This window comes from Mycobacterium paraffinicum, assembly GCF_025822865.1.
Classification (GTDB): domain Bacteria; phylum Actinomycetota; class Actinomycetes; order Mycobacteriales; family Mycobacteriaceae; genus Mycobacterium; species Mycobacterium paraffinicum.
This window is the reverse complement of record NZ_JACKUR010000039.1, coordinates 1-17,509: the sequence shown is the minus strand read 5'-3', so window position 1 is coordinate 17,509 and position 17,509 is coordinate 1. Positions and strand designations below refer to the sequence as shown.

At 69.1% G+C, this 17,509-nt stretch carries 14 protein-coding genes; 7 read left to right on the top strand and 7 right to left on the bottom strand.

Annotated elements, in window-relative coordinates:
• The first annotated feature begins 30 nt into the window (after nucleotides 1–30).
• From H7J89_RS23795 to H7J89_RS23785, 3 genes are all read left to right on the top strand, one after another.
• Entirely contained in the window at nucleotides 31–1,008 is a 978-nt protein-coding gene (locus tag H7J89_RS23795; protein WP_264047287.1) for a hypothetical protein, read from the top strand.
• A gap of 100 nt (nucleotides 1,009–1,108) precedes the next feature.
• Complete coding sequence (locus H7J89_RS23790) at nucleotides 1,109–4,441, top strand: transglutaminase family protein (protein ID WP_264047286.1); 3,333 nt, start codon at nucleotides 1,109–1,111, stop codon at nucleotides 4,439–4,441.
• The gene (locus H7J89_RS23785) at nucleotides 4,441–7,104 is read left to right on the top strand and encodes a circularly permuted type 2 ATP-grasp protein (protein WP_264047284.1); all 2,664 of its coding nucleotides are present in this window, start codon (nucleotides 4,441–4,443) and stop codon (nucleotides 7,102–7,104) included. The genes H7J89_RS23790 and H7J89_RS23785 overlap by 1 nt, the downstream gene beginning before the upstream one ends.
• Nucleotides 7,105–7,126: 22 nt before the next feature.
• Here the strand turns inward: H7J89_RS23785 and H7J89_RS23780 are convergent, their stop codons facing one another.
• From H7J89_RS23780 to H7J89_RS23765, 4 genes are all read right to left on the bottom strand, one after another.
• On the bottom strand, nucleotides 7,127–8,491 hold the full coding sequence (locus H7J89_RS23780) for an HNH endonuclease signature motif containing protein (RefSeq protein WP_264047282.1): 1,365 nt from the start codon (nucleotides 8,489–8,491) through the stop codon (nucleotides 7,127–7,129).
• 90 nt (nucleotides 8,492–8,581) lie between these two features.
• The gene (locus H7J89_RS23775; RefSeq protein WP_264047280.1) at nucleotides 8,582–9,259 is read right to left on the bottom strand and encodes a DUF6629 family protein; all 678 of its coding nucleotides are present in this window, start codon (nucleotides 9,257–9,259) and stop codon (nucleotides 8,582–8,584) included.
• 11 nt (nucleotides 9,260–9,270) lie between these two features.
• The gene (locus H7J89_RS23770; RefSeq protein ID WP_264047279.1) at nucleotides 9,271–10,326 is read right to left on the bottom strand and encodes a zinc-binding metallopeptidase family protein; all 1,056 of its coding nucleotides are present in this window, start codon (nucleotides 10,324–10,326) and stop codon (nucleotides 9,271–9,273) included.
• Nucleotides 10,319–11,260 carry a transglutaminase family protein gene (locus H7J89_RS23765; protein ID WP_264047277.1) on the bottom strand — a complete coding sequence of 314 codons (942 nt, stop codon included), beginning with the start codon at nucleotides 11,258–11,260 and terminating at the stop codon, nucleotides 10,319–10,321. The genes H7J89_RS23770 and H7J89_RS23765 overlap by 8 nt, the downstream gene beginning before the upstream one ends.
• 89 nt (nucleotides 11,261–11,349) lie before the next feature.
• Between H7J89_RS23765 and H7J89_RS23760 the strand changes: the two genes are divergently transcribed.
• Nucleotides 11,350–11,739 carry an MmcQ/YjbR family DNA-binding protein gene (locus tag H7J89_RS23760; protein WP_264047276.1) on the top strand — a complete coding sequence of 130 codons (390 nt, stop codon included), beginning with the start codon at nucleotides 11,350–11,352 and terminating at the stop codon, nucleotides 11,737–11,739.
• A gap of 3 nt (nucleotides 11,740–11,742) precedes the next feature.
• On the opposite strand, the gene H7J89_RS23755 is transcribed toward H7J89_RS23760, so the two are convergent.
• Genes H7J89_RS23755 through aspS form a run of 3 tightly spaced genes read right to left on the bottom strand, consistent with a single transcriptional unit; the run spans nucleotide 11,743 to nucleotide 15,024 of the window.
• Nucleotides 11,743–12,810, bottom strand: coding sequence for an FUSC family protein (locus tag H7J89_RS23755; RefSeq protein WP_264047274.1), 1,068 nt, complete (start codon nucleotides 12,808–12,810; stop codon nucleotides 11,743–11,745).
• 4 nt (nucleotides 12,811–12,814) lie between these two features.
• Nucleotides 12,815–13,246, bottom strand: coding sequence for a nitroreductase family deazaflavin-dependent oxidoreductase (locus H7J89_RS23750; RefSeq protein ID WP_264047271.1), 432 nt, complete (start codon nucleotides 13,244–13,246; stop codon nucleotides 12,815–12,817).
• Nucleotides 13,243–15,024: an aspartate--tRNA ligase gene (gene aspS, locus H7J89_RS23745; protein WP_264047269.1), complete on the bottom strand. Its 1,782-nt coding sequence runs from the start codon at nucleotides 15,022–15,024 to the stop codon at nucleotides 13,243–13,245. The genes H7J89_RS23750 and aspS overlap by 4 nt, the downstream gene beginning before the upstream one ends.
• A gap of 57 nt (nucleotides 15,025–15,081) precedes the next feature.
• On the opposite strand from aspS, the gene H7J89_RS23740 reads away from it, so the two are divergent.
• The 3 genes from H7J89_RS23740 to ypfJ are packed head-to-tail and all read left to right on the top strand — an operon-like array spanning nucleotide 15,082 to nucleotide 17,367.
• Nucleotides 15,082–15,969: an oxidoreductase gene (locus H7J89_RS23740; RefSeq protein WP_264047553.1), complete on the top strand. Its 888-nt coding sequence runs from the start codon at nucleotides 15,082–15,084 to the stop codon at nucleotides 15,967–15,969.
• A 9-nt stretch (nucleotides 15,970–15,978) separates the two neighbouring features.
• Entirely contained in the window at nucleotides 15,979–16,482 is a 504-nt protein-coding gene (locus H7J89_RS23735; RefSeq protein ID WP_264047267.1) for an SRPBCC family protein, read from the top strand.
• A 9-nt stretch (nucleotides 16,483–16,491) separates the two neighbouring features.
• Nucleotides 16,492–17,367: a KPN_02809 family neutral zinc metallopeptidase gene (gene ypfJ, locus H7J89_RS23730; RefSeq protein ID WP_067209729.1), complete on the top strand. Its 876-nt coding sequence runs from the start codon at nucleotides 16,492–16,494 to the stop codon at nucleotides 17,365–17,367.
• Nucleotides 17,368–17,509 lie beyond the last annotated feature (142 nt).

Sequence of the window (17,509 nt, the reverse complement as noted above, 5' to 3'; positions counted from 1 at the left end):
CCACAGGTTGAGTCAACAGCTAGGACGGACATGAGCCAGCCTCCCGAGTATCCAGGCACCCCGGCCGATCCCCACGGCAGCGAGCACAACCCTCCGGGCTACCCACCGCCCCCCAATTACGGGGCCCCGCCACCCAATTACGGCGCGCCGCCACCACCGCCCGGCTACGGCCCGCCGCCCGGCTACGGCGCGCCGCCACCACCGCCCGGCTACGGGCCGCCGCCGGGTTACGGTGCGCCGCCACCACCGCCCGGCTATGGCCCGCCGCCCGGCTATGGGGCACCGCCCAAGACCCCGATCATCCTGGGCGAGGCGTTCAACTGGGCGTGGAGCACCTTCACCAAGAACGCCGTGGCGTTGATCGTGCCCACGCTGGTCTATGGGCTGCTGATCGGGGTGGCAGTCGCGCTGATCACGCTGAGCCAGAACATGAACACGGGAACGATTTCCGACGATTACGACTTCACCTTCACGACCAACCTCACCGGCCCCGGGTACGGGTTGCTCGTCCTCGGCTACCTGGTGGCCTACGCGGTGAGCGCGTTCGCGCAATCGGCGTACTTGTCCGGCTGCCTCGACCTCGCCGACGGACGGGCGGTCACCATCGGCTCGTTCTTCAAGCCGCGCAACCTCGGCATGGTGTTTCTGGCCGTGCTGATCGTCGAGGTCCTCACCTCGATCGCATCGGCTCTCTGCTTCGTCCCGGGCCTCGTGCTCGGCATCTTCACCCAGTTCACCGTCGCGTTCGTGATCGATCGTTCGGAGTCGGCGATCAAGGGCTTCACTTCCAGCTTCTCGCTCGCCGGGTCGAATTTCGTCAACGCGCTGGTGCTTTGGCTGGTCGTGTTCGTGTCCGCCATCATCGGGGCACTGTTGTGCGGTGTCGGCCTGCTGGTGGTCGCGCCCGTGGCGTCGCTGCTGATCATCTACGCCTACCGCAGGCTGAGCGGCGGCCAGGTGGTCCCCGTGCCGGCGCCGGGTTACCAGCCGGGTCCGCCGCCGGCGTAACAGGCGCCCCAAGCGCCGGCCGCGCCCGAAGTTACGGCGTTGTAAGCCGCAGCCGCGGTGCGCTGCGGCCTTGTGCCGCTTGTGATGAGATCACCATGTCATGAGCATCAAAGTCGCGCTGGAGCACCGGACCAGCTACACCTTTGACCGCCTGGTCCGGGTGTATCCGCACGTCGTGCGGCTGCGTCCCGCGCCCCATTGCCGCACGCCCGTCGAGGCCTACTCGCTGCGCATCGAGCCGGACGAGCACTTCATCAACTGGCAACAGGACGCGGTGGGCAATTTCCTTGCGCGCCTTGTGTTTCCGAACCCCACACGGCGGCTGACCATCACCGTCGGGCTGATCGCCGACCTCAAGGTGATCAACCCGTTCGACTTCTTCATAGAGGACTGGGCCGAGACCTGGCCGGCACAGGGGCTGACGTACCCCAAGGAGCTCGCCGACGACCTGGAGCCATACCTGCGGCCGGTCGACGAAAACGGTGACGGGTCGGGGCCCGGTGAGCTGACGCGGGCCTGGGTGCGCAACTTCTCGGTGCCGGCCGGCACGCGCACCATCGACCTGCTGGTCGCGCTCAACCACGCCGTCAACGCCGATGTCGCCTACAGCGTGCGAATGGAGGCCGGCGTGCAGACACCGGACCACACGCTGCGGACCGGGGTCGGCTCGTGCCGCGATTCGGCGTGGCTGCTGGTGTCGATCCTGCGCCAGCTGGGGCTGGCCGCCCGTTTCGTCTCCGGCTACCTGGTGCAGCTGGCTTCCGACGTGGAGGCGCTCGACGGGCCGTCGGGCCCCGCCGCCGACTTCACCGACCTGCACGCCTGGACCGAGGTGTACATCCCGGGTGCGGGCTGGATCGGACTGGACCCGACGTCGGGATTGTTCGCCGGCGAGGGCCACATCCCGTTGGCGGCCACCCCGCAGCCGGCGTCGGCGGCGCCCATCAGCGGCGGCACCGAACCATGCGAATCGGTGCTGGAGTTCTCCAACACCGTCACCCGGGTCCACGAGGACCCGCGCGTCACCCTGCCCTACACCGACGACGCGTGGGAGACGATCCGTGCGGTCGGCCGGCGCGTCGACGAGCGGCTGGCCGCCGCCGACGTGCGGCTGACCATCGGGGGCGAGCCGACGTTCGTATCGGTGGACGATCAGGTCGCCGAGGAATGGACCACGGCCGCCGACGGCCCGCACAAGCGGCAGCGCGCCTCCGACCTGGCCGCGCGCCTGAGAGAAGTGTGGGCGCCGAACGGCCTGGTGCAGCGCGGACAGGGCCGGTGGTATCCGGGAGAACCGTTGCCGCGCTGGCAGATCGCGTTGTATTGGCGCACCGACGGGCGACCGCTGTGGAGCGACGGCGCGCTGCTGGCCGACCCGTGGCTGGGCAACTCGGCCCCGGTCGATAGCGACGCGGGCCACCGGCTGCTCGCCGCGATCGCCGACGGCCTGGAGCTGCCGCCCTCGCAAGTGCGGGCCGCCTACGAGGACCCGCTGCACCGGCTGGCGACCAAGGTGCGGCAACCCGAGGGCGACCCGGTGGACCCGGCCGACGACCTCGACCCCCAAGACGGCGCAGACTCCCCCGCCGGGCGCGCCGCGCTGCTGGCCCGCCTCGACGAATCCGTCACGGCCCCGGCGGCTTTCGTGTTGCCGCTGCACCGTCGCGACGACGGCCAGGGCTGGGCCAGCGCCGACTGGCGGCTGCGGCGCGGCCGAATCGTGTTGCTGCACGGCGATTCTCCCGCGGGCCTTCGGCTGCCGCTGGATTCCATCAGCTGGCGTCCACCGCGCCCGTCGTTCGACGCCGATCCCCTTACCGTCGGAAGCGAGCTGTCGACGGAGTCGGGCACCGCGGTGGTGGAGGACTCCGACACCGCGCCGCCCACCGCGATGGTCGCCGAGGTCCGCGATGGGCTGCTCTACGTCTTCATGCCGCCCACCGAGGCCCTGGAGCATTTCGTCGACCTGGTCGCCCGCGTCGAGGCCGCGGCGGCCAAGATCGACTGCCCGGTGGTGATCGAGGGCTACGAACCCCCGCCGGACCCGCGGCTGCGCTCGACCACGATCACCCCGGACCCCGGCGTCATCGAGGTCAACATCGCGCCCACCGCGAGCTTCGCCGAGCAGAGCCGGCAGCTCGAAACGCTTTATGAGCAGGCCCGATTGGCTCGCCTGTCCACCGAGTCCTTCGACGTGGACGGCACCCACGGCGGCACCGGCGGCGGCAACCACATCACCCTCGGCGGCGTCACGCCCGCCGACTCGCCGCTGCTGCGGCGGCCGGACCTGTTGGTCTCGCTGCTGACGTACTGGCAACGGCACCCGTCGCTGTCGTACTTGTTCGCCGGCCGGTTCGTCGGCACCACCTCGCAGGCCCCCCGGGTCGACGAGGGCCGCGCCGAGGCGCTCTACGAACTCGAGATCGCGTTCGCCGAGATCGCCCGGCTGGGAGGCGGTGGCCCTAAGAGTGATGCGAAACCGTGGGTGATCGACCGCGCGCTGCGGCACCTGCTGACCGACATCACCGGCAACACCCACCGTGCCGAGTTCTGCATCGACAAGCTCTACAGTCCCGACAGCGCCCGCGGCCGGCTCGGCCTGCTGGAGTTGCGCGGGTTCGAGATGCCGCCGCATCTGCGCATGGCGATGGTGCAGTCGCTGCTGGTGCGCTCGCTGGTGGCGTGGTTTTGGGACGAGCCGCTGCGTGCCCCGTTGATCCGACACGGCGCCAATCTGCACGGCCGATACCTGTTGCCGCACTTCCTGATTCACGACATCGCCGACGTTGCCGCGGACCTGCGCGCGCACGGCATCGCGTTCGAGACCAGCTGGCTGGACCCGTTCACCGAATTCCGCTTTCCCCGCATCGGCACGGCCGTGTTCGACGGGGTGGAGATCGAGTTGCGCGGGGCGATCGAGCCGTGGAACACCCTCGGCGAGGAGGCCACCGCGGCCGGCACCGCCCGCTACGTCGACTCGTCGATCGAGCGCATCCAGATCCGCATCATCGGCGCCGACCGGCACCGCTACGTGGTGACGGTCAACGGCTACCCGGTGCCGCTGCTGGCCACCGACAACCCCGACATCCACGTGGGCGGGGTGCGGTTCAAGGCCTGGCAACCGCCGAGCGCGCTGCACCCCACCATCAGCACCGACGTGCCGCTGCAGTTCGAGCTGGTCGACCTGACGACGGGCACGTCGCGCGGCGGTTGCACCTATCACGTCGCGCATCCCGGTGGGCGGGCCTACGACGAGCCGCCCGTCAACGCCGTCGAGGCCGAGGCGCGCCGCGCCCGCCGCTTCGAGGCGACCGGCTTCACCCCCGGCAAGCTCGATCTGTCCGACATTCGGGAGAAACAGGCCCGGATCTTCACCGATATCGGCGCGCCGGGCATCCTCGACCTGCGCCGCGTGCGTACCGTGCAGCGGTAATGGCGTTTGCGGACATGACATTCGGCATCGGTACGGGGTCGGCGCCCCCGGCCGACCGCTACGACGCCGACCGCCTGCTGGCCGGGTACCGGGCCGCGCGCGCCCAGGAGGCGCTCTTCGATCTCCGGCACGGCCCGGCCGCCGGCTACGACGAATTCGTCGACCGGGACGGGCAGGTGCGGCCGGCCTGGACGGAGCTGGCCGACACCATCGCGGAGCGCGGCCGGGCGGGGCTCGACCGGCTGCGCTCGGTGGTGCGCGGCCTGATCGACAGCGACGGCATCACCTACACCGATGTCGATCCCGCCGGGCACGGCCTCGAGCCGCGGCCGTGGATTCTGGACACGCTGCCGCTCGTGCTCTCCGCCGCGGAGTGGGAGGCGCTGGAGGCCGGGCTGGTGCAGCGATCCCGGCTGCTCGACGCCGTGCTCGCCGACCTGTACGGGTCGCGCAGCCTGCTCACCGAGGGGCTGCTACCGCCGGAGCTGCTCTTCGCCCATCCCGGTTACGTGCGCGCGGCCAACGGCATCGAAGTGCCCGGGCATCACCAGCTTTTCCTGCACGCCTGCGACGTCAGCCGGCTCCCGGACGGCACCTTCCAGGTCAATGCCGATCGGACGCAGGCGCCGTCGGGCGCCGGCTACGCGCTGGCCGACCGGCGCGTCGTCGCGCACTCCGTGCCCGATCTCTACGAACGGATCGCGCCGCGCCCGACCACACCGTTCGCTCAGGCGTTGCGGCTGGCGCTGATCGACGCCGCACCCGACGACGCGCAGGATCCGGTGGTGGTGGTCCTCAGCCCGGGTATCTTTTCCGAGACCGCCTTCGACCAGGCGTATCTCGCGACGCTGCTGGGTTTTCCCATGGTGGAGAGCGCGGACTTGGTGGTGCGCGACGGCAAGTTGTGGATGCGCTCGCTGGGCACCTTGAAACGGGTCGACGTCGTCCTGCGCCGGGTCGACGCCGAATACGCCGACCCGCTGGATCTGCGCGCCGACTCCCGGCTCGGCGTCGCCGGTCTGGTGGAGGCGTCGCACCGCGGGACGGTGACCGTCGTCAACACGCTGGGCAGCGGCATCCTGGAAAACCCCGGGCTGCTTCGGTTTTTACCCGAGCTATCCGAGCGCCTCCTCTCCGAAGCGCCGCTGCTGCAGTCCGCGCCGGTCTACTGGGGCGGCATCGCGGGCGAATGCTCACACCTGCTGGCGAATCTGTCTTCGCTTCTGGTGAAGTCGACCGTCGGCGGGAAAACCCTTGTCGGCCCTACCCTTTCGTCATATCAGCTGACACAGTTGGCGGCCGCGATCGAGAAGATGCCGTGGCAGTGGATCGGCCAGGAGCTGCCGCAGTTCTCGTCGGCGCCCACCGACCATGCCGGGGTGCTGTCGTCGGCCGGCGTCGGCATCCGGTTGTTCAACGTGGCCCAGCGCAGCGGGTACGCCCCGATGATCGGCGGCGTCGGCTACGTGCTGGCGCCCGGGCCAGGCGCGTACACGCTGCAAACCGTTGCCGCGAAGGATGTTTGGGTGCGCCCGACGGAACGTGCGCGGGCCGAGACGGTGACGCTGCCGTCGCCCGTACCGCCGGCGAAGACGGCCGCGGGCACCTGGGGCGTCAGCTCGCCGCGTGTGCTGTCCGATCTGTTCTGGATCGGCCGCTACGGCGAGCGCGCGGAGAGCATGGCGCGGCTGCTGCTCGTCGCCCGGGACAGGTTCCACGTCTACCGGCATCAGCAGCACACCGAGGAAAGCGAATGCGTGCCGGTGCTGATGGCCGCGCTGGGCCGAATCACCGGGGCCGATACCGGGGCAGACGACGATCGTGCCAGCGACGGGGCCGAGATGATCGCCGTCGCCCCCTCGACGCTGTGGTCGCTGACCGTGGATCCCGAGCAGCCCGGGTCCCTGGTGCAGTCGGTGGAAGGGTTGGCGCTGGCCGCCAGGGCGGTGCGCGACCAAATGTCCAACGACACCTGGATGGTGCTGGCCGGGGTGGAGCGCGCGCTGGCTCAGCGGCGAGAGCCGCCGGATTCCCTCGCCGAGGCCGACGCGCTGCTCGCGTCGGCCCAGATGCAGACGCTGTCCGGGATGCTCACCCTGTCGGGGGTCGCCGGTGAGTCGATGGTGCGCGACGTGGGCTGGACCATGATGGACATCGGCAAGCGCATCGAACGCGGCCTCTGGCTGACCGCGCTGCTGAAAGCCACGTTGACCGCCGTCCGCGCGCTCGCGGCCGAACAGACGATCATCGAGGCGACGCTGGTGGCGTGCGAGTCCTCGGTCATCTACCGGCGCCGCACCGTGGGCCAGGTCAGCGTCGCCGCCGTGGCCGAGCTGATGCTCTTCGACGCGCAGAACCCGAGGTCGCTGCTGTACCAAGTGGAGCGGCTGCGGGCCAACCTCAAGGACCTGCCCGGGGCGTCGGGTTCGTCGCGCCCAGAACGGCTGGTGGACGAGATCGCCACCCTGCTGCGCCGCTCGCATCCCGCCGAGCTGGAAGTCGTCAGCGCCGACGGGCAGCGGGCCGCGCTGGCCGACCTGCTCGGTTCGGTGCACGCCGGGTTGCGCGAGCTGGCCGAGGTCATCACCACCACGCAGTTGGCGCTGCCCGGCGGCATGCAGCCGCTGTGGGGCCCCGACGTGCGCCGGGTGATGCCGGCCTAGCGGCGCAGATGAGCGCATTGCGTCAAACGGGTTCGTCGTCGTCACCGTCGCGCAGGAATCTTTCGGGGTGGTGATATTTGTTGGTTCTGGGTTGGCCGCGATCGAGGTGCGGTGGTGGTAGCCATTCGGTTTCGCCTCGGGCGTTGGTTCGGGTGGTCCAGCCTTTTTCGGCGAGCCGGTTGTCGGGGCCGCAGGCCAGGGTCAGGTCGTCGATGTCGGTGCGGCGGGTGGCTCGCCAGCCGCGGATGTGGTGGACCTGACTGTGGTAGGCGGGGGCGTCGCAGCCCGGGTTGGTGCAGCCGCGATCCTTGGCGTACAACATGATTCGTTGTGCGGGGGACGCGAATCGTTTGGTGTGATGCAGCGCCAGGGACCTGCCGTTGTGGAAGATCGCCAGGTAGTGGTGGGCGTGGCCGGCCCAGCGGATCACATCCGACATGGGCACCAGGGTGCCGCCGGCGGTCAGGGCCTTGCCGGCGGCGGCCTCCAAGTCCGTCAGCGTGGTGGTGACCACGATCGACACGGGCAAGCCGTTGTGCTGGCCCAGCTTTCCGGAGGCCAGCAGTCCGCGCAGCCCGGCCAGCAAGGCGTCATGGTGGCGCTGGGCCTGGCTGCGGGTGTCACGGCGCACCGCGTCCTCATCGGGTGTCGCATCGACCACCGGGGTTTCGTCGTCGGGGTTGCACGCCCCGGGCGCGGCCAGCTTGGCCAACATGGCCTCGATCGCGGCCCGCAGCTCCGGGGTCACCAAGCCGCCGATGCGTGACATGCCGTCGAACTCCTGCGCGCCCAGCGTAATTCCGCGTTTGCGGGCCCGCTCGGCGTCGCTGAATTCCCCGTCGGGGTGCAGCCAATCCATCACCCGCTGGGCGTATTTGGCCAACTCGTCGGGCCGATACCCGGCGGCCTTGCCGGCCAGGTCGGCCTCGGCGGCCTGGCGGGTCAAGATGTCCACCGCGGCGGGCAGCTGGGCCAAGAAGCTGCGGATCACCTTCACGTGGCCCTGTCCGATGAGCCCGGCGCGTTGGCCGGCCGCGGTCGCGCTCAACTGCGGCGCCAACGGCTCACCGGTCAACGCCCGGCGCTGCCCGAGGTCTTGGGCTTCGGCGATGCGCCGGGCGGCCTCGCCCTTGGTGATGCGCAACCGGTCGGCCAACCCCAAGCGCAGCGGGCCGCCCAACTCCTCGGGACTGGCCTGGGCGTCGAGCTGGTTGATCAACGCGTGCTGCGGGGTGCGCAACTTGCGGGCCACGCGTTCCACCCGCTCCAAGGCACGCAGCCGCTCCGGGGTGGTGAGCACGTCAAAGGACAACTCGCACAGCCGGTCCGCATCGTCGTCGAGCGCGTCGATGACCTCGACGATCTCCTCACGACCACTGACACCCATGCCTCAGACCCTACGAACACCCACCGACAAAATAGACCGCGTTGTGACGCCTGAAGCCAAAGTGACACAGGGGATTACAGCGTCCACACATCATGCGTTCGATGTCGCCGACTCCTCGACGCCACCGTAGCGGTGGGGGTCGGGCAGCCGCCGCCGGCGCCGCATGTGCACCAACACCAGAACCGACGCCACGGCGGCGTAAATGCACCAGAATGACGCGAACGCTTCAAAATAGAGGATCCCGGCCGCAATCAGCCCCACCAGGTTCGCCAATCCGAACGCCACAATGGAGCGATAACCCGACAACAACGCCGGGCCGATGACGGCGATGATGTAAAGCGCCGCCCAGAGGTAGCTTTCGCGGGCAGCGGTCTGGTATTCCAGGGCGTGTGGGCACCTCGTCACCCCGATCGGCTTGGTGGTCACGACGAACGCCAGGTAGGCCGAAACCACGATGCCCAGCACCGCGAACGGCGCCACGCGCAGTCGGGCACCGCGCGGTTCGAGCATCAAGATCGCCCCCGGAACCAACACGGGAAGCAACGGCAGTGCGATGAAGATGTACGCCCGCGCTGACAACTCCGCCATTCCGGCGGGGACAACGTCGTTGGGCCACACTGCCGCCTCGAGGAACTGGTGGACCGCAAACACGGCAGGCAGCAAAGCAAATGGCAATTCGCGCCAGTGTTTCACCTCGCGCAGGGTCGCGACCGCGACCGGTACCAGGGTGGTGCCCACCACCAGATCCGCCGTGATCGAAAAGCACATCGCCGCGGGGCCTAACCCGCGATGGCGGCGGGCCCCCGCGACTCGGAGGTCACCTCATCGATCACGGTGTAGATGAACTTCATCTTCTCCAGCACCGCGACCGGCAGCACGAACGGGTACAGGTCGTCGTGACCCATCGACCGGTTCACCATGTTCAGCGACCACGACAACGGCAGCCACATGTCGATGATCGTCTGAAAAGCGCTGGGGCCCAAGGCCGGTCGGTCGAAGGTGGCCGACGCCGACGCGAAGCCGCACCACGCCGACGTGTCCAGCGTGTCGCGGATGTGCAGGTAGTGGGCGAACGTTTCGGCCCAGTCCTCGGCGGGATGCATGGTGGCGTACGACGACACGAAGTCTTCCTGCCAGTCCTCGGGCGGGCCCTCGCTGTAGTGCCGGTCCAGCGCCTCCTGGTAGTCGGCGTCGGGATCACCGAACAGCTCGTTGAACCGCGCCAGGTACTCGCTGGACGGGGCGATCAGCCGGTAGAAGTAGTAGTGCCCGATCTCATGCCGGAAGTGACCCAGCAGGGTGCGGTAGGGCTCCTCCATCTCCACCCGCAGCTGCTCGCGGTGTACGTCGTCGCCCTCGGCCAGATCCAGTGTGATGACGCCGTTGTCGTGCCCGGTCAGCACCTTCTCGTGCGCGCTGGACAGCAGATGGAAGGCCAGTCCCTGCTCGGAATCGTGATCGCGCCCGATGATCGGCAGCTTCAGCTCGTGCAGCTCGGCGATCAGCCGTCGTTTGGCCGCCTCGGCCCGGGCGAACTCGGCCAGGCCGGCGGTGTCGGCGTCGTTGGGCCGCACGGTGGTCAGCGCGCAGGACGCGCACAGCAGCCGCGGATTGTTGACCGGTACCAGCCAATTGCATTCGGCCAGCATAAGATTGGCGCACAGCTGATACTCGGCGGCGTCCACGAAACCGGCGTGCTCGCCGGCGTTCTCCTCGGCGATCACCAGCAGCGCCATCTGTTCGAGCGAAAAGCCCAGCGCGCTGCCGCAGTTCAGGCAGGTGGAGTTCTCGAACGTCAGGCGCTGGCCGCAGTTGGGGCAGTTGAAGTCACGCATGGAGCACATCCCCCTCGAAGGGCACCACGTCGACGGCAACGTCGATCACGCTGCGTTCGGAATCGGTGTAGATGATGCCCCGCAGCGGCGGCACGTCCGCGTAGTCGCGGCCGCGTCCGACGATGATGTAGCGCTCGTCGACCAGCTGGTCGTTCGTGGGGTCCAAACCCAGCCATTCGAACTGGCCGGGCTCCTGCGGTGTCCACACCGCCGCCCAGGCGTGGGTGGCGTCAATACCGATCATTCGATCCTTCCCCGGTGGCGGGTCGGTGGCCAGGTAGCCGGACACGTAGCTGGCTGCAAGACCGTTGGCGCGCAGGCAGGCGATCGCCAGCCGTGCAAAGTCCTGACATACCCCTTCCCGGGCCGCCAGAACCTCATTGACCCCGGTGGAAATCGTCGTCGACCCCGAGCGGTAGGTGAAGTCCGCGAAAATCCGCGACGCGAGGTCGCGCAGCACGTCGACCAGCGGGCGCCCCGGGGTGAAACTGGGCGCCGCGTAGTCGCGGACCTCGTCGGTGATCTCGGGCGGGTTCAGGTCGAGGGTGAACTCCGCGGCGAGCGCTCCCCTGCCCCCGGTCGGGCGGGCCGCCTCCCACGGTTGCACCGCCGGGCCGCTGGTGTAGCGCCCGGGAGCCGGTGGATACACGTCCACGATGGAGTCGCTGGTGACGGTCAGGGTGTGGTGCGGCTCGGTGACGTGGAAGTACGAGCTGATGTTGCCGTAGACGTCGCTGCTGGTGGAGACGTCGGCGGGGGCGGGATCGATGGTCAGCTCGTGCACGATGCAACGCTGCCGCACCGAATCCCGCGGGGTGAGGAAGCCGCGGCCATACGAGCTGGTCACGACGTCGGAGTACCGGTACTCGGTGCGGTGGGTGACTCGATGCCGGCGGGCAACCCCGGCGTCAGCTTCAGGCACAACGCTGATCACATCACACCGGACCGTTGCGTGCCGTCCGCGGCGCGAAACCGTTTGCCAATACGGCGGCACGCGGGCGAAACCGGGAGCACAATCGAGATGTGGCCACGTGGTACGACGTCGCCCGCATGGTTCGTGAGCTGGCACTCACCTCGGAGCCGTCACCGCATGAGTGGCGGGTCGGCAAGAAGTTGCTGGCCTGGGAGCGGCCGTTGCGCCCCTCCGAACGCGAGGCGCTGGCCCGCGAAGGCCTGAAACCGCCCGACGGCGACATCCTCGGCGTGCGGGTGTCCGACGAGGGGGTCAAGTTCGGGTTGATCGCCGACGAGCCGGACGTGTACTTCACCACCCCGCATTTCGACGGCTACCCGGTGGTCCTGGTCAAGCTCGCCGAGATCGCGATCCGCGACCTCGAGGATCTGGTCACCGAAGCGTGGTTGACGCAGGCCCCGAGGAAGTTGGTCCAGGAGTTCTTGGCAGACTCGCGCTGATTCTCATACGTGCCGAAGGTCGATGACCCGTTGCAGATCGTCGACACAGGCGCTGACGACGTCGGCCAGGATTAACTGGGTCTTTTCGCGCGCGGCTGACTGCAATTCCGCCGCATGATGACGCGCGGACGCGGCGTACGCGCACGCGCCGGCGGGGTCGCGGTCCGCGAGAGCGGTTCCGGCTGCCAGCACCACCAGCACCGTGTGCACGGGCCTCGGAAGCCCCTCGCGGCCGCCCTCGGCGTTGTTGGCCACGACGCGGGCGAGTTGCAGCACCGAACCGGCCAGCAGGGCCACGTGCACGGCCTGGTGGTCGGCGGCCTGGATGGTATCCCGCAGGCCCCAGCGTCGCGGGGCGATGGTGACGACGTGGCGGGCGGTGGTGCGCGCCTCGAGCAGTCCGCTGAGCTGCTCGTGCACGCGGTCGACGGCCGTCAGCGGCCAGTCGGACGGGGGCGCCTTGCGCCCGGCGGCGATGTCCGCGGCTCGCGACAAGACGTCGTGCAGCACGCTCAGCACGCCGGCGCGCGCGGTGCGCAGCAGCTGCAGCGGGTCGGCTGGGAACAGCAATACGGCGAAAACGATGGCCACCGCACCGCCGATCAGCGCGTCGAAGATGCGTTCCAGGCCGACGCCGCCGCGGTACAGGGCCAGCACCAGGATCGCCGACACCACGGTCTGGTTGGCGAACATCATCCCGTGCCCGATGAAGCCGCCCCCGATGAATACCGCGGCGCCCAGCGCGACCAGCGCGGCCACCGCGATGGGGACCGCGCCGGGGCCGAGCAGGCTTTGCACCACCGAGCCGACCCCGATCCCCAGGGTTACCCCGACCATCATCTGGATGGCGCGTTGCGCGCGGAGGACGTTGCTCGTCGACAACGAGACCGCGGCGGCGATCGGCGCGAAGAACGGCTGCGGGTGCTCGAGGACATCGTGCGCGAGGTACCACGACAGGCCCGCCGCGAAGGCGGTCTGTACCAGGTTGAACCAGACCACCCGCAGCCGTTTGCTGCCGGCACGCGCGGCGGCGAGAACCGAAGCTGGCCTCGCCCGCCGCGAAGTGCGCACGGTCCTAGCTGCGCTGCAGCTCGAACAACGGAATGACCCGGCTGGTCTTGGACTGGTAGTCGGCGAACACCGGCGCCGCGGCGGTGATCTCCGGCAGGATGTCGTCGCGCTCGTCGGATGGCAACTCGCGCGCCGTGACGGCGAATTCGTCGTCGCCGATCTCGACCCGCGCCCGCGGGTCGGCCCGCAGATTGTGGACCCACGCCGGGCTGACGGGGGAACCGGCGAAGGAGCCGACGATGATCAGCTTGCCGCCGACTCGGAAATAGGCCAGCGGCGAGATCCGCGGCTGGCCGGACTTCGCGCCGGTCGTATGCAGCAGCAGCAGGTTTGCGCCCGCGAACTGGCCGCCCACCTTGCCGCCGTTGGCGCGGAACTCGTCGATGATGGCGTTGTTGAAGTTGTTGATCGTCGCGGTGTCGGGCATTTCGGTCATGCCCGGTCAACCTTTTCCGGCTTGGCGTCTATTCCGGACTCCTTGCGCTGCTGGGCGGTGATCGGCGCCGGCGCGTCGGTGAGCGGGTCGACGCCGCCGCCGGTCTTCGGGAACGCGATCACCTCGCGGATCGAGTCGACCCGGGACAGCAGCGCGTTGATGCGGTCCCAGCCGAAGGCGATCCCGCCGTGTGGCGGCGCGCCAAAGGTGAACGCCTCCAACAGGAATCCGAACTTTTCTTCCGCCTCGGCCTGGTCCAGGCCCATCACGGCGAACACCCGTTCCTGGATGTCGCGGCGGTGAATACGGATCGAGCCGCCGCCGATCTCGTTGCCGTTGCAGACGATGTCGTAGGCGTCGGCCAGCACGCTGCCGGGATCGGTGTCGACCACGTCGGAGTATTCGGGTTTGGGCGAGGTGAACGCGTGATGCACCGCGGTCCAGGCGCCCGAGCCGACGGCCACGTCACCGGCGGCCGTCGCCTCGTCGGCGGGCTCGAACAGCGGCGGGTCCACCACCCAGACGAACGCCCACGCGTCCGGGTCGATCATGTCGAGCCGGCTGGCGATCTCCCCGCGCGCGGCACCCAATAAGGCGCGCGACGACTTCGGCGGGCCCGCCGAGAAGAAGATGCAGTCCCCCGGCTTCGCCCCGACGTGGGCGGCCAGGCCGGCGCGCTCGGCGTCGGTGAGGTTCTTGGCGACCGGACCGGCGAGCGTGCCGTCATCGCCGACCAGCACGTAGGCCAGCCCGCGGTGCCCGCGCTGCTTGGCCCACTCCTGCCAGCCGTCCAGCGTGCGCCGCGGCTGCGACGCCCCGCCCGGCATCACCACCGCACCGACGTACGGTGCCTGGAAAACGCGAAATGTCGTGTCGGAGAAGAACTCGGTGCACTCGACGAGCTCCAGCCCGAACCGCATGTCCGGCTTGTCGGAGCCGAACCGTCGCATCGCGTCCGCATAGGTGATCCGCGGGATCGGCGTTGGGACCTGATATCCGATCAACGCCCACAATGCGGTCAGGATCTCCTCGGAGATCGCGATGATGTCCTCGGCGTCGACGAAGCTCATCTCCATGTCGAGCTGGGTGAACTCGGGCTGACGGTCGGCGCGGAAATCCTCGTCGCGGTAGCAGCGGGCGATCTGGTAGTAGCGCTCCATCCCGGCCACCATCAGCAACTGCTTGAACAGCTGCGGGCTCTGCGGCAGCGCGTAGAACGAGCCGGGGTGCAGCCGGGCCGGCACCAGGAAGTCGCGCGCACCTTCGGGCGTGGAGCGGGTGATCGTCGGCGTCTCGATCTCGACGAAATCGTGGCCCGCCAGCACCGCCCGGGCGGCGGCATTCACGTTGGAGCGCAGGCGAAGTGCCGCGGCGGGGCCGTCGCGGCGCAGGTCGAGGTAGCGGTACTTCAGCCGCAGCTCCTCGCCGGCGGGTTCGTCGAGCTGGAACGGCAGCGGCGCGCTGTCGCCGAGCACGGTCAGGGAGGCGACGTTGACCTCGATGTCGCCGGTGGCGATTTCGGGGTTGGCATTGCCTTCCGGGCGGATCTCGACGACGCCGGTCACCGCGACGCAGAACTCGGCGCGCAACCGGTGCGCCTGGGCCAGCACATCTTCATTGCGGAACACCACCTGCGCGATACCGGAGGCGTCGCGCAGGTCGATGAAGATGACGCCACCGTGGTCCCGGCGGCGAGCCACCCAGCCCGCGAGCGTCACCTGCTGCCCGGCGTCGCTGCTTCTCAGCGAACCGGCGGCGTGGCTGCGCAGCACAAACACTCCTTTTTCAGCGGGCTTTGGACGAGTGACCAGTCTAGAGGAGGTACTTTCGGACCTATTGCCACCACCATCGCACTAGTCGGTCCCGGCGCTGTCGGCACGACGGTCGCCGCGTTGCTGCACAAGGCCGGTCACGCGGTTCAGGTGTGCGGCCGCACGACCCGGGAACGCATCGAATTGCGGCCCGACGGAGCGGATCCGATCGTGGTGCCCGGCCCGGTGCACACCAATCCCGGCCAGGTCACCGGCCCCGTCGACGTGGTGGTGCTGGCGGTCAAGGCCACCCAGAACGACGCCGCCGCCGGATGGCTGGCTCGCCTTTGCGGCCCGCACACGATCGTCGCCGTGTTGCAGAACGGCGTGGAGCAGGTCGAACAGGTGCAGCCGCATTGCCCGTCGTCGCCGGTGGTCCCCGGGATCGTCTGGTATTCGGCCGAGACCCAGCCCGAGGGATGGGTCCGGCTGCGCACCGAGGCCGCCCTGGTGCTGCCCAGCGGGCCGTCGGCGCAGACGCTCGCCGAGCTGCTGCGCGGCGCCGGCTGCCGCGTCGAGTGCGACCCCGACTTCATCACAGCGGCCTGGCGCAAACTGCTGACCAACGCGCTGGCCGGGTTCATGGCGCTGTCCGGGCGGCGGTCCGGCATGTTTCGCCGCGAAGACGTGACCGAACTGTCCCGACGCTATGTCGCCGAATGCCTGGCGGTGGCCCGCGCCGAGGGCGCCCGGCTGCCCGACGGCATCGTCGACGAGTTGGCCGGAATGTTCCGCCACGTTCCCGAGGACATGGGCACCTCGATCCTGGCCGACCGGGAGAACCGTCGGCGGATGGAATGGGACATCCGCAACGGGGTGATCATCCGCAAAGCCCGCGCCCACAACCTGGCTACGCCGATCAGCGACGTCGTTGTGCCGTTGCTGGCCGCGGCAAGCGACGGCCCCGGCTAGATTAATTCCATGTTCCCCTGCGAGCGCGTCGACCTGGGCTTCATCGACAGCGCGCCTTTCGTGTTCCGCAACAGCGTCGATCTCGCCATCACGCCCGAGCAGCTGTTCGAGGTGCTCGCCGATGCCCAGTCGTGGCCACGCTGGGCGAGCGTGATCACCAAGGTGACCTGGACCAGCCCCGAGCCGCGCGGCGTCGGCACCACCCGCGTCGTCGAGATGCGCGGCGGGATGGTCGGCAACGAGGAGTTCCTGGCCTGGGAACCGTTCAGCCACATGGCTTTTCGTTTCAACGAATGCTCCACCCAGGCCGTCGCCGCGTTCGCCGAAGACTACCGGGTCGAGGTCATCCCGGGTGGTTGCCGGTTGACGTGGACCATGGCGCAAAAGCCCGCGGGCCCAGCCAGGCTGGCGATGTACGTGGTGGGGCCGCTGCTCAATCTGGGCCTTCGCCGATTCCTGCGCAACCTGCGCAGCTACACCGACGCCCGCTACTCCGCGACCCAGCAACATTAGGAGCGTGCCATGAGCTTCAACGAGGGAATGCAGATCGACACCAGCACCGCGTCCTCCTCGGGCGGGGGCGGCATGGGGATGGCCATCGGGGGCGGCGGCCTCGGGCTGCTCATCCTCATCGGCGCCCTGTTGCTGGGCGTCGATCCGGGCCGGGTGCTCAACCAGCAGGGAAACACCAGCGGCTACTCGGCGCCCGGGTTCGACCTGAGCCAGTGCAAGACCGGGGCCGACGCCAACAAGTACGTGCAGTGCCGCGTGGTCGCGACCGGCAACTCGGTGGACGCGGTGTGGCATCAGCTGATGCCGCGCTACACCCGGCCGCACGTGCGGCTGTTCACCGGTTCGGTGGACACCGGCTGCGGCCCGGCCACCACCGCGGTGGGGCCGTTCTACTGCCCGGTGGACCAGACCGCCTACTTCGACACCGACTTCTTCCAGGAGCTCGTCGACAAATTCGGTTCCAGCGGTGGGCCGTTCGCGCAGGAGTACGTCGTCGCCCACGAATACGGCCATCACGTGCAGCAACTGCAGGGCGTCCTGGGCCGCTCCCAGCAGGGGGCGAAGGGCGCAGGCGGCAACGGTGTCCGCACGGAACTACAGGCCGACTGCTACGCGGGCATCTGGGCCCACTACGCGTCGACCGTCAAACAGGAGAGCACCGGCGTCCCCTACCTGCAGCCCTTGAGCGACCAGGACATCCAGGACGCCCTCTCGGCCGCGGCGTCGGTGGGCGACGACCGCATCCAGAAGGAATCGACCGGACGGGTCAATCCCGAGTCGTGGACGCACGGTTCGTCGGAGCAGCGGCAGCATTGGTTCACCGTCGGCTACCAGACGGGCGACCCGAAGCAGTGCGACACCTTTTCCGCCCCGAGTTTGGGCTAGTCCCTATGGCGGCGGCCCGCTAGGAGCCTGCTGAATTAATCCCGCGTGGCGGGGTGGGTTGTGCTGGGGTTTTCGGGATGATCAGTGGGTGCAGGGTCGTTCTGATGATCAGCGTGAGTTGTTGGATGCCGAGTCGGTGGCC

Excerpts from the sequence above, each read along its gene's own strand:
- H7J89_RS23795 (WP_264047287.1), top strand. The coding sequence starts at position 31 with ATGAGCCAGCCTCCCGAGTATCCAGGCACCCCGGCCGATCCCCACGGC.
- H7J89_RS23790 (WP_264047286.1), top strand. The coding sequence starts at position 1,109 with ATGAGCATCAAAGTCGCGCTGGAGCACCGGACCAGCTACACCTTTGAC.
- H7J89_RS23785 (WP_264047284.1), top strand. The coding sequence starts at position 4,441 with ATGGCGTTTGCGGACATGACATTCGGCATCGGTACGGGGTCGGCGCCC.
- H7J89_RS23780 (WP_264047282.1), bottom strand. The coding sequence starts at position 8,491 with ATGGGTGTCAGTGGTCGTGAGGAGATCGTCGAGGTCATCGACGCGCTC.
- H7J89_RS23775 (WP_264047280.1), bottom strand. The coding sequence starts at position 9,259 with ATGTGCTTTTCGATCACGGCGGATCTGGTGGTGGGCACCACCCTGGTA.
- H7J89_RS23770 (WP_264047279.1), bottom strand. The coding sequence starts at position 10,326 with ATGCGTGACTTCAACTGCCCCAACTGCGGCCAGCGCCTGACGTTCGAG.
- H7J89_RS23750 (WP_264047271.1), bottom strand. The coding sequence starts at position 13,246 with ATGACCGAAATGCCCGACACCGCGACGATCAACAACTTCAACAACGCC.
- H7J89_RS23735 (WP_264047267.1), top strand. The coding sequence starts at position 15,979 with ATGTTCCCCTGCGAGCGCGTCGACCTGGGCTTCATCGACAGCGCGCCT.
- ypfJ (WP_067209729.1), top strand. The coding sequence starts at position 16,492 with ATGAGCTTCAACGAGGGAATGCAGATCGACACCAGCACCGCGTCCTCC.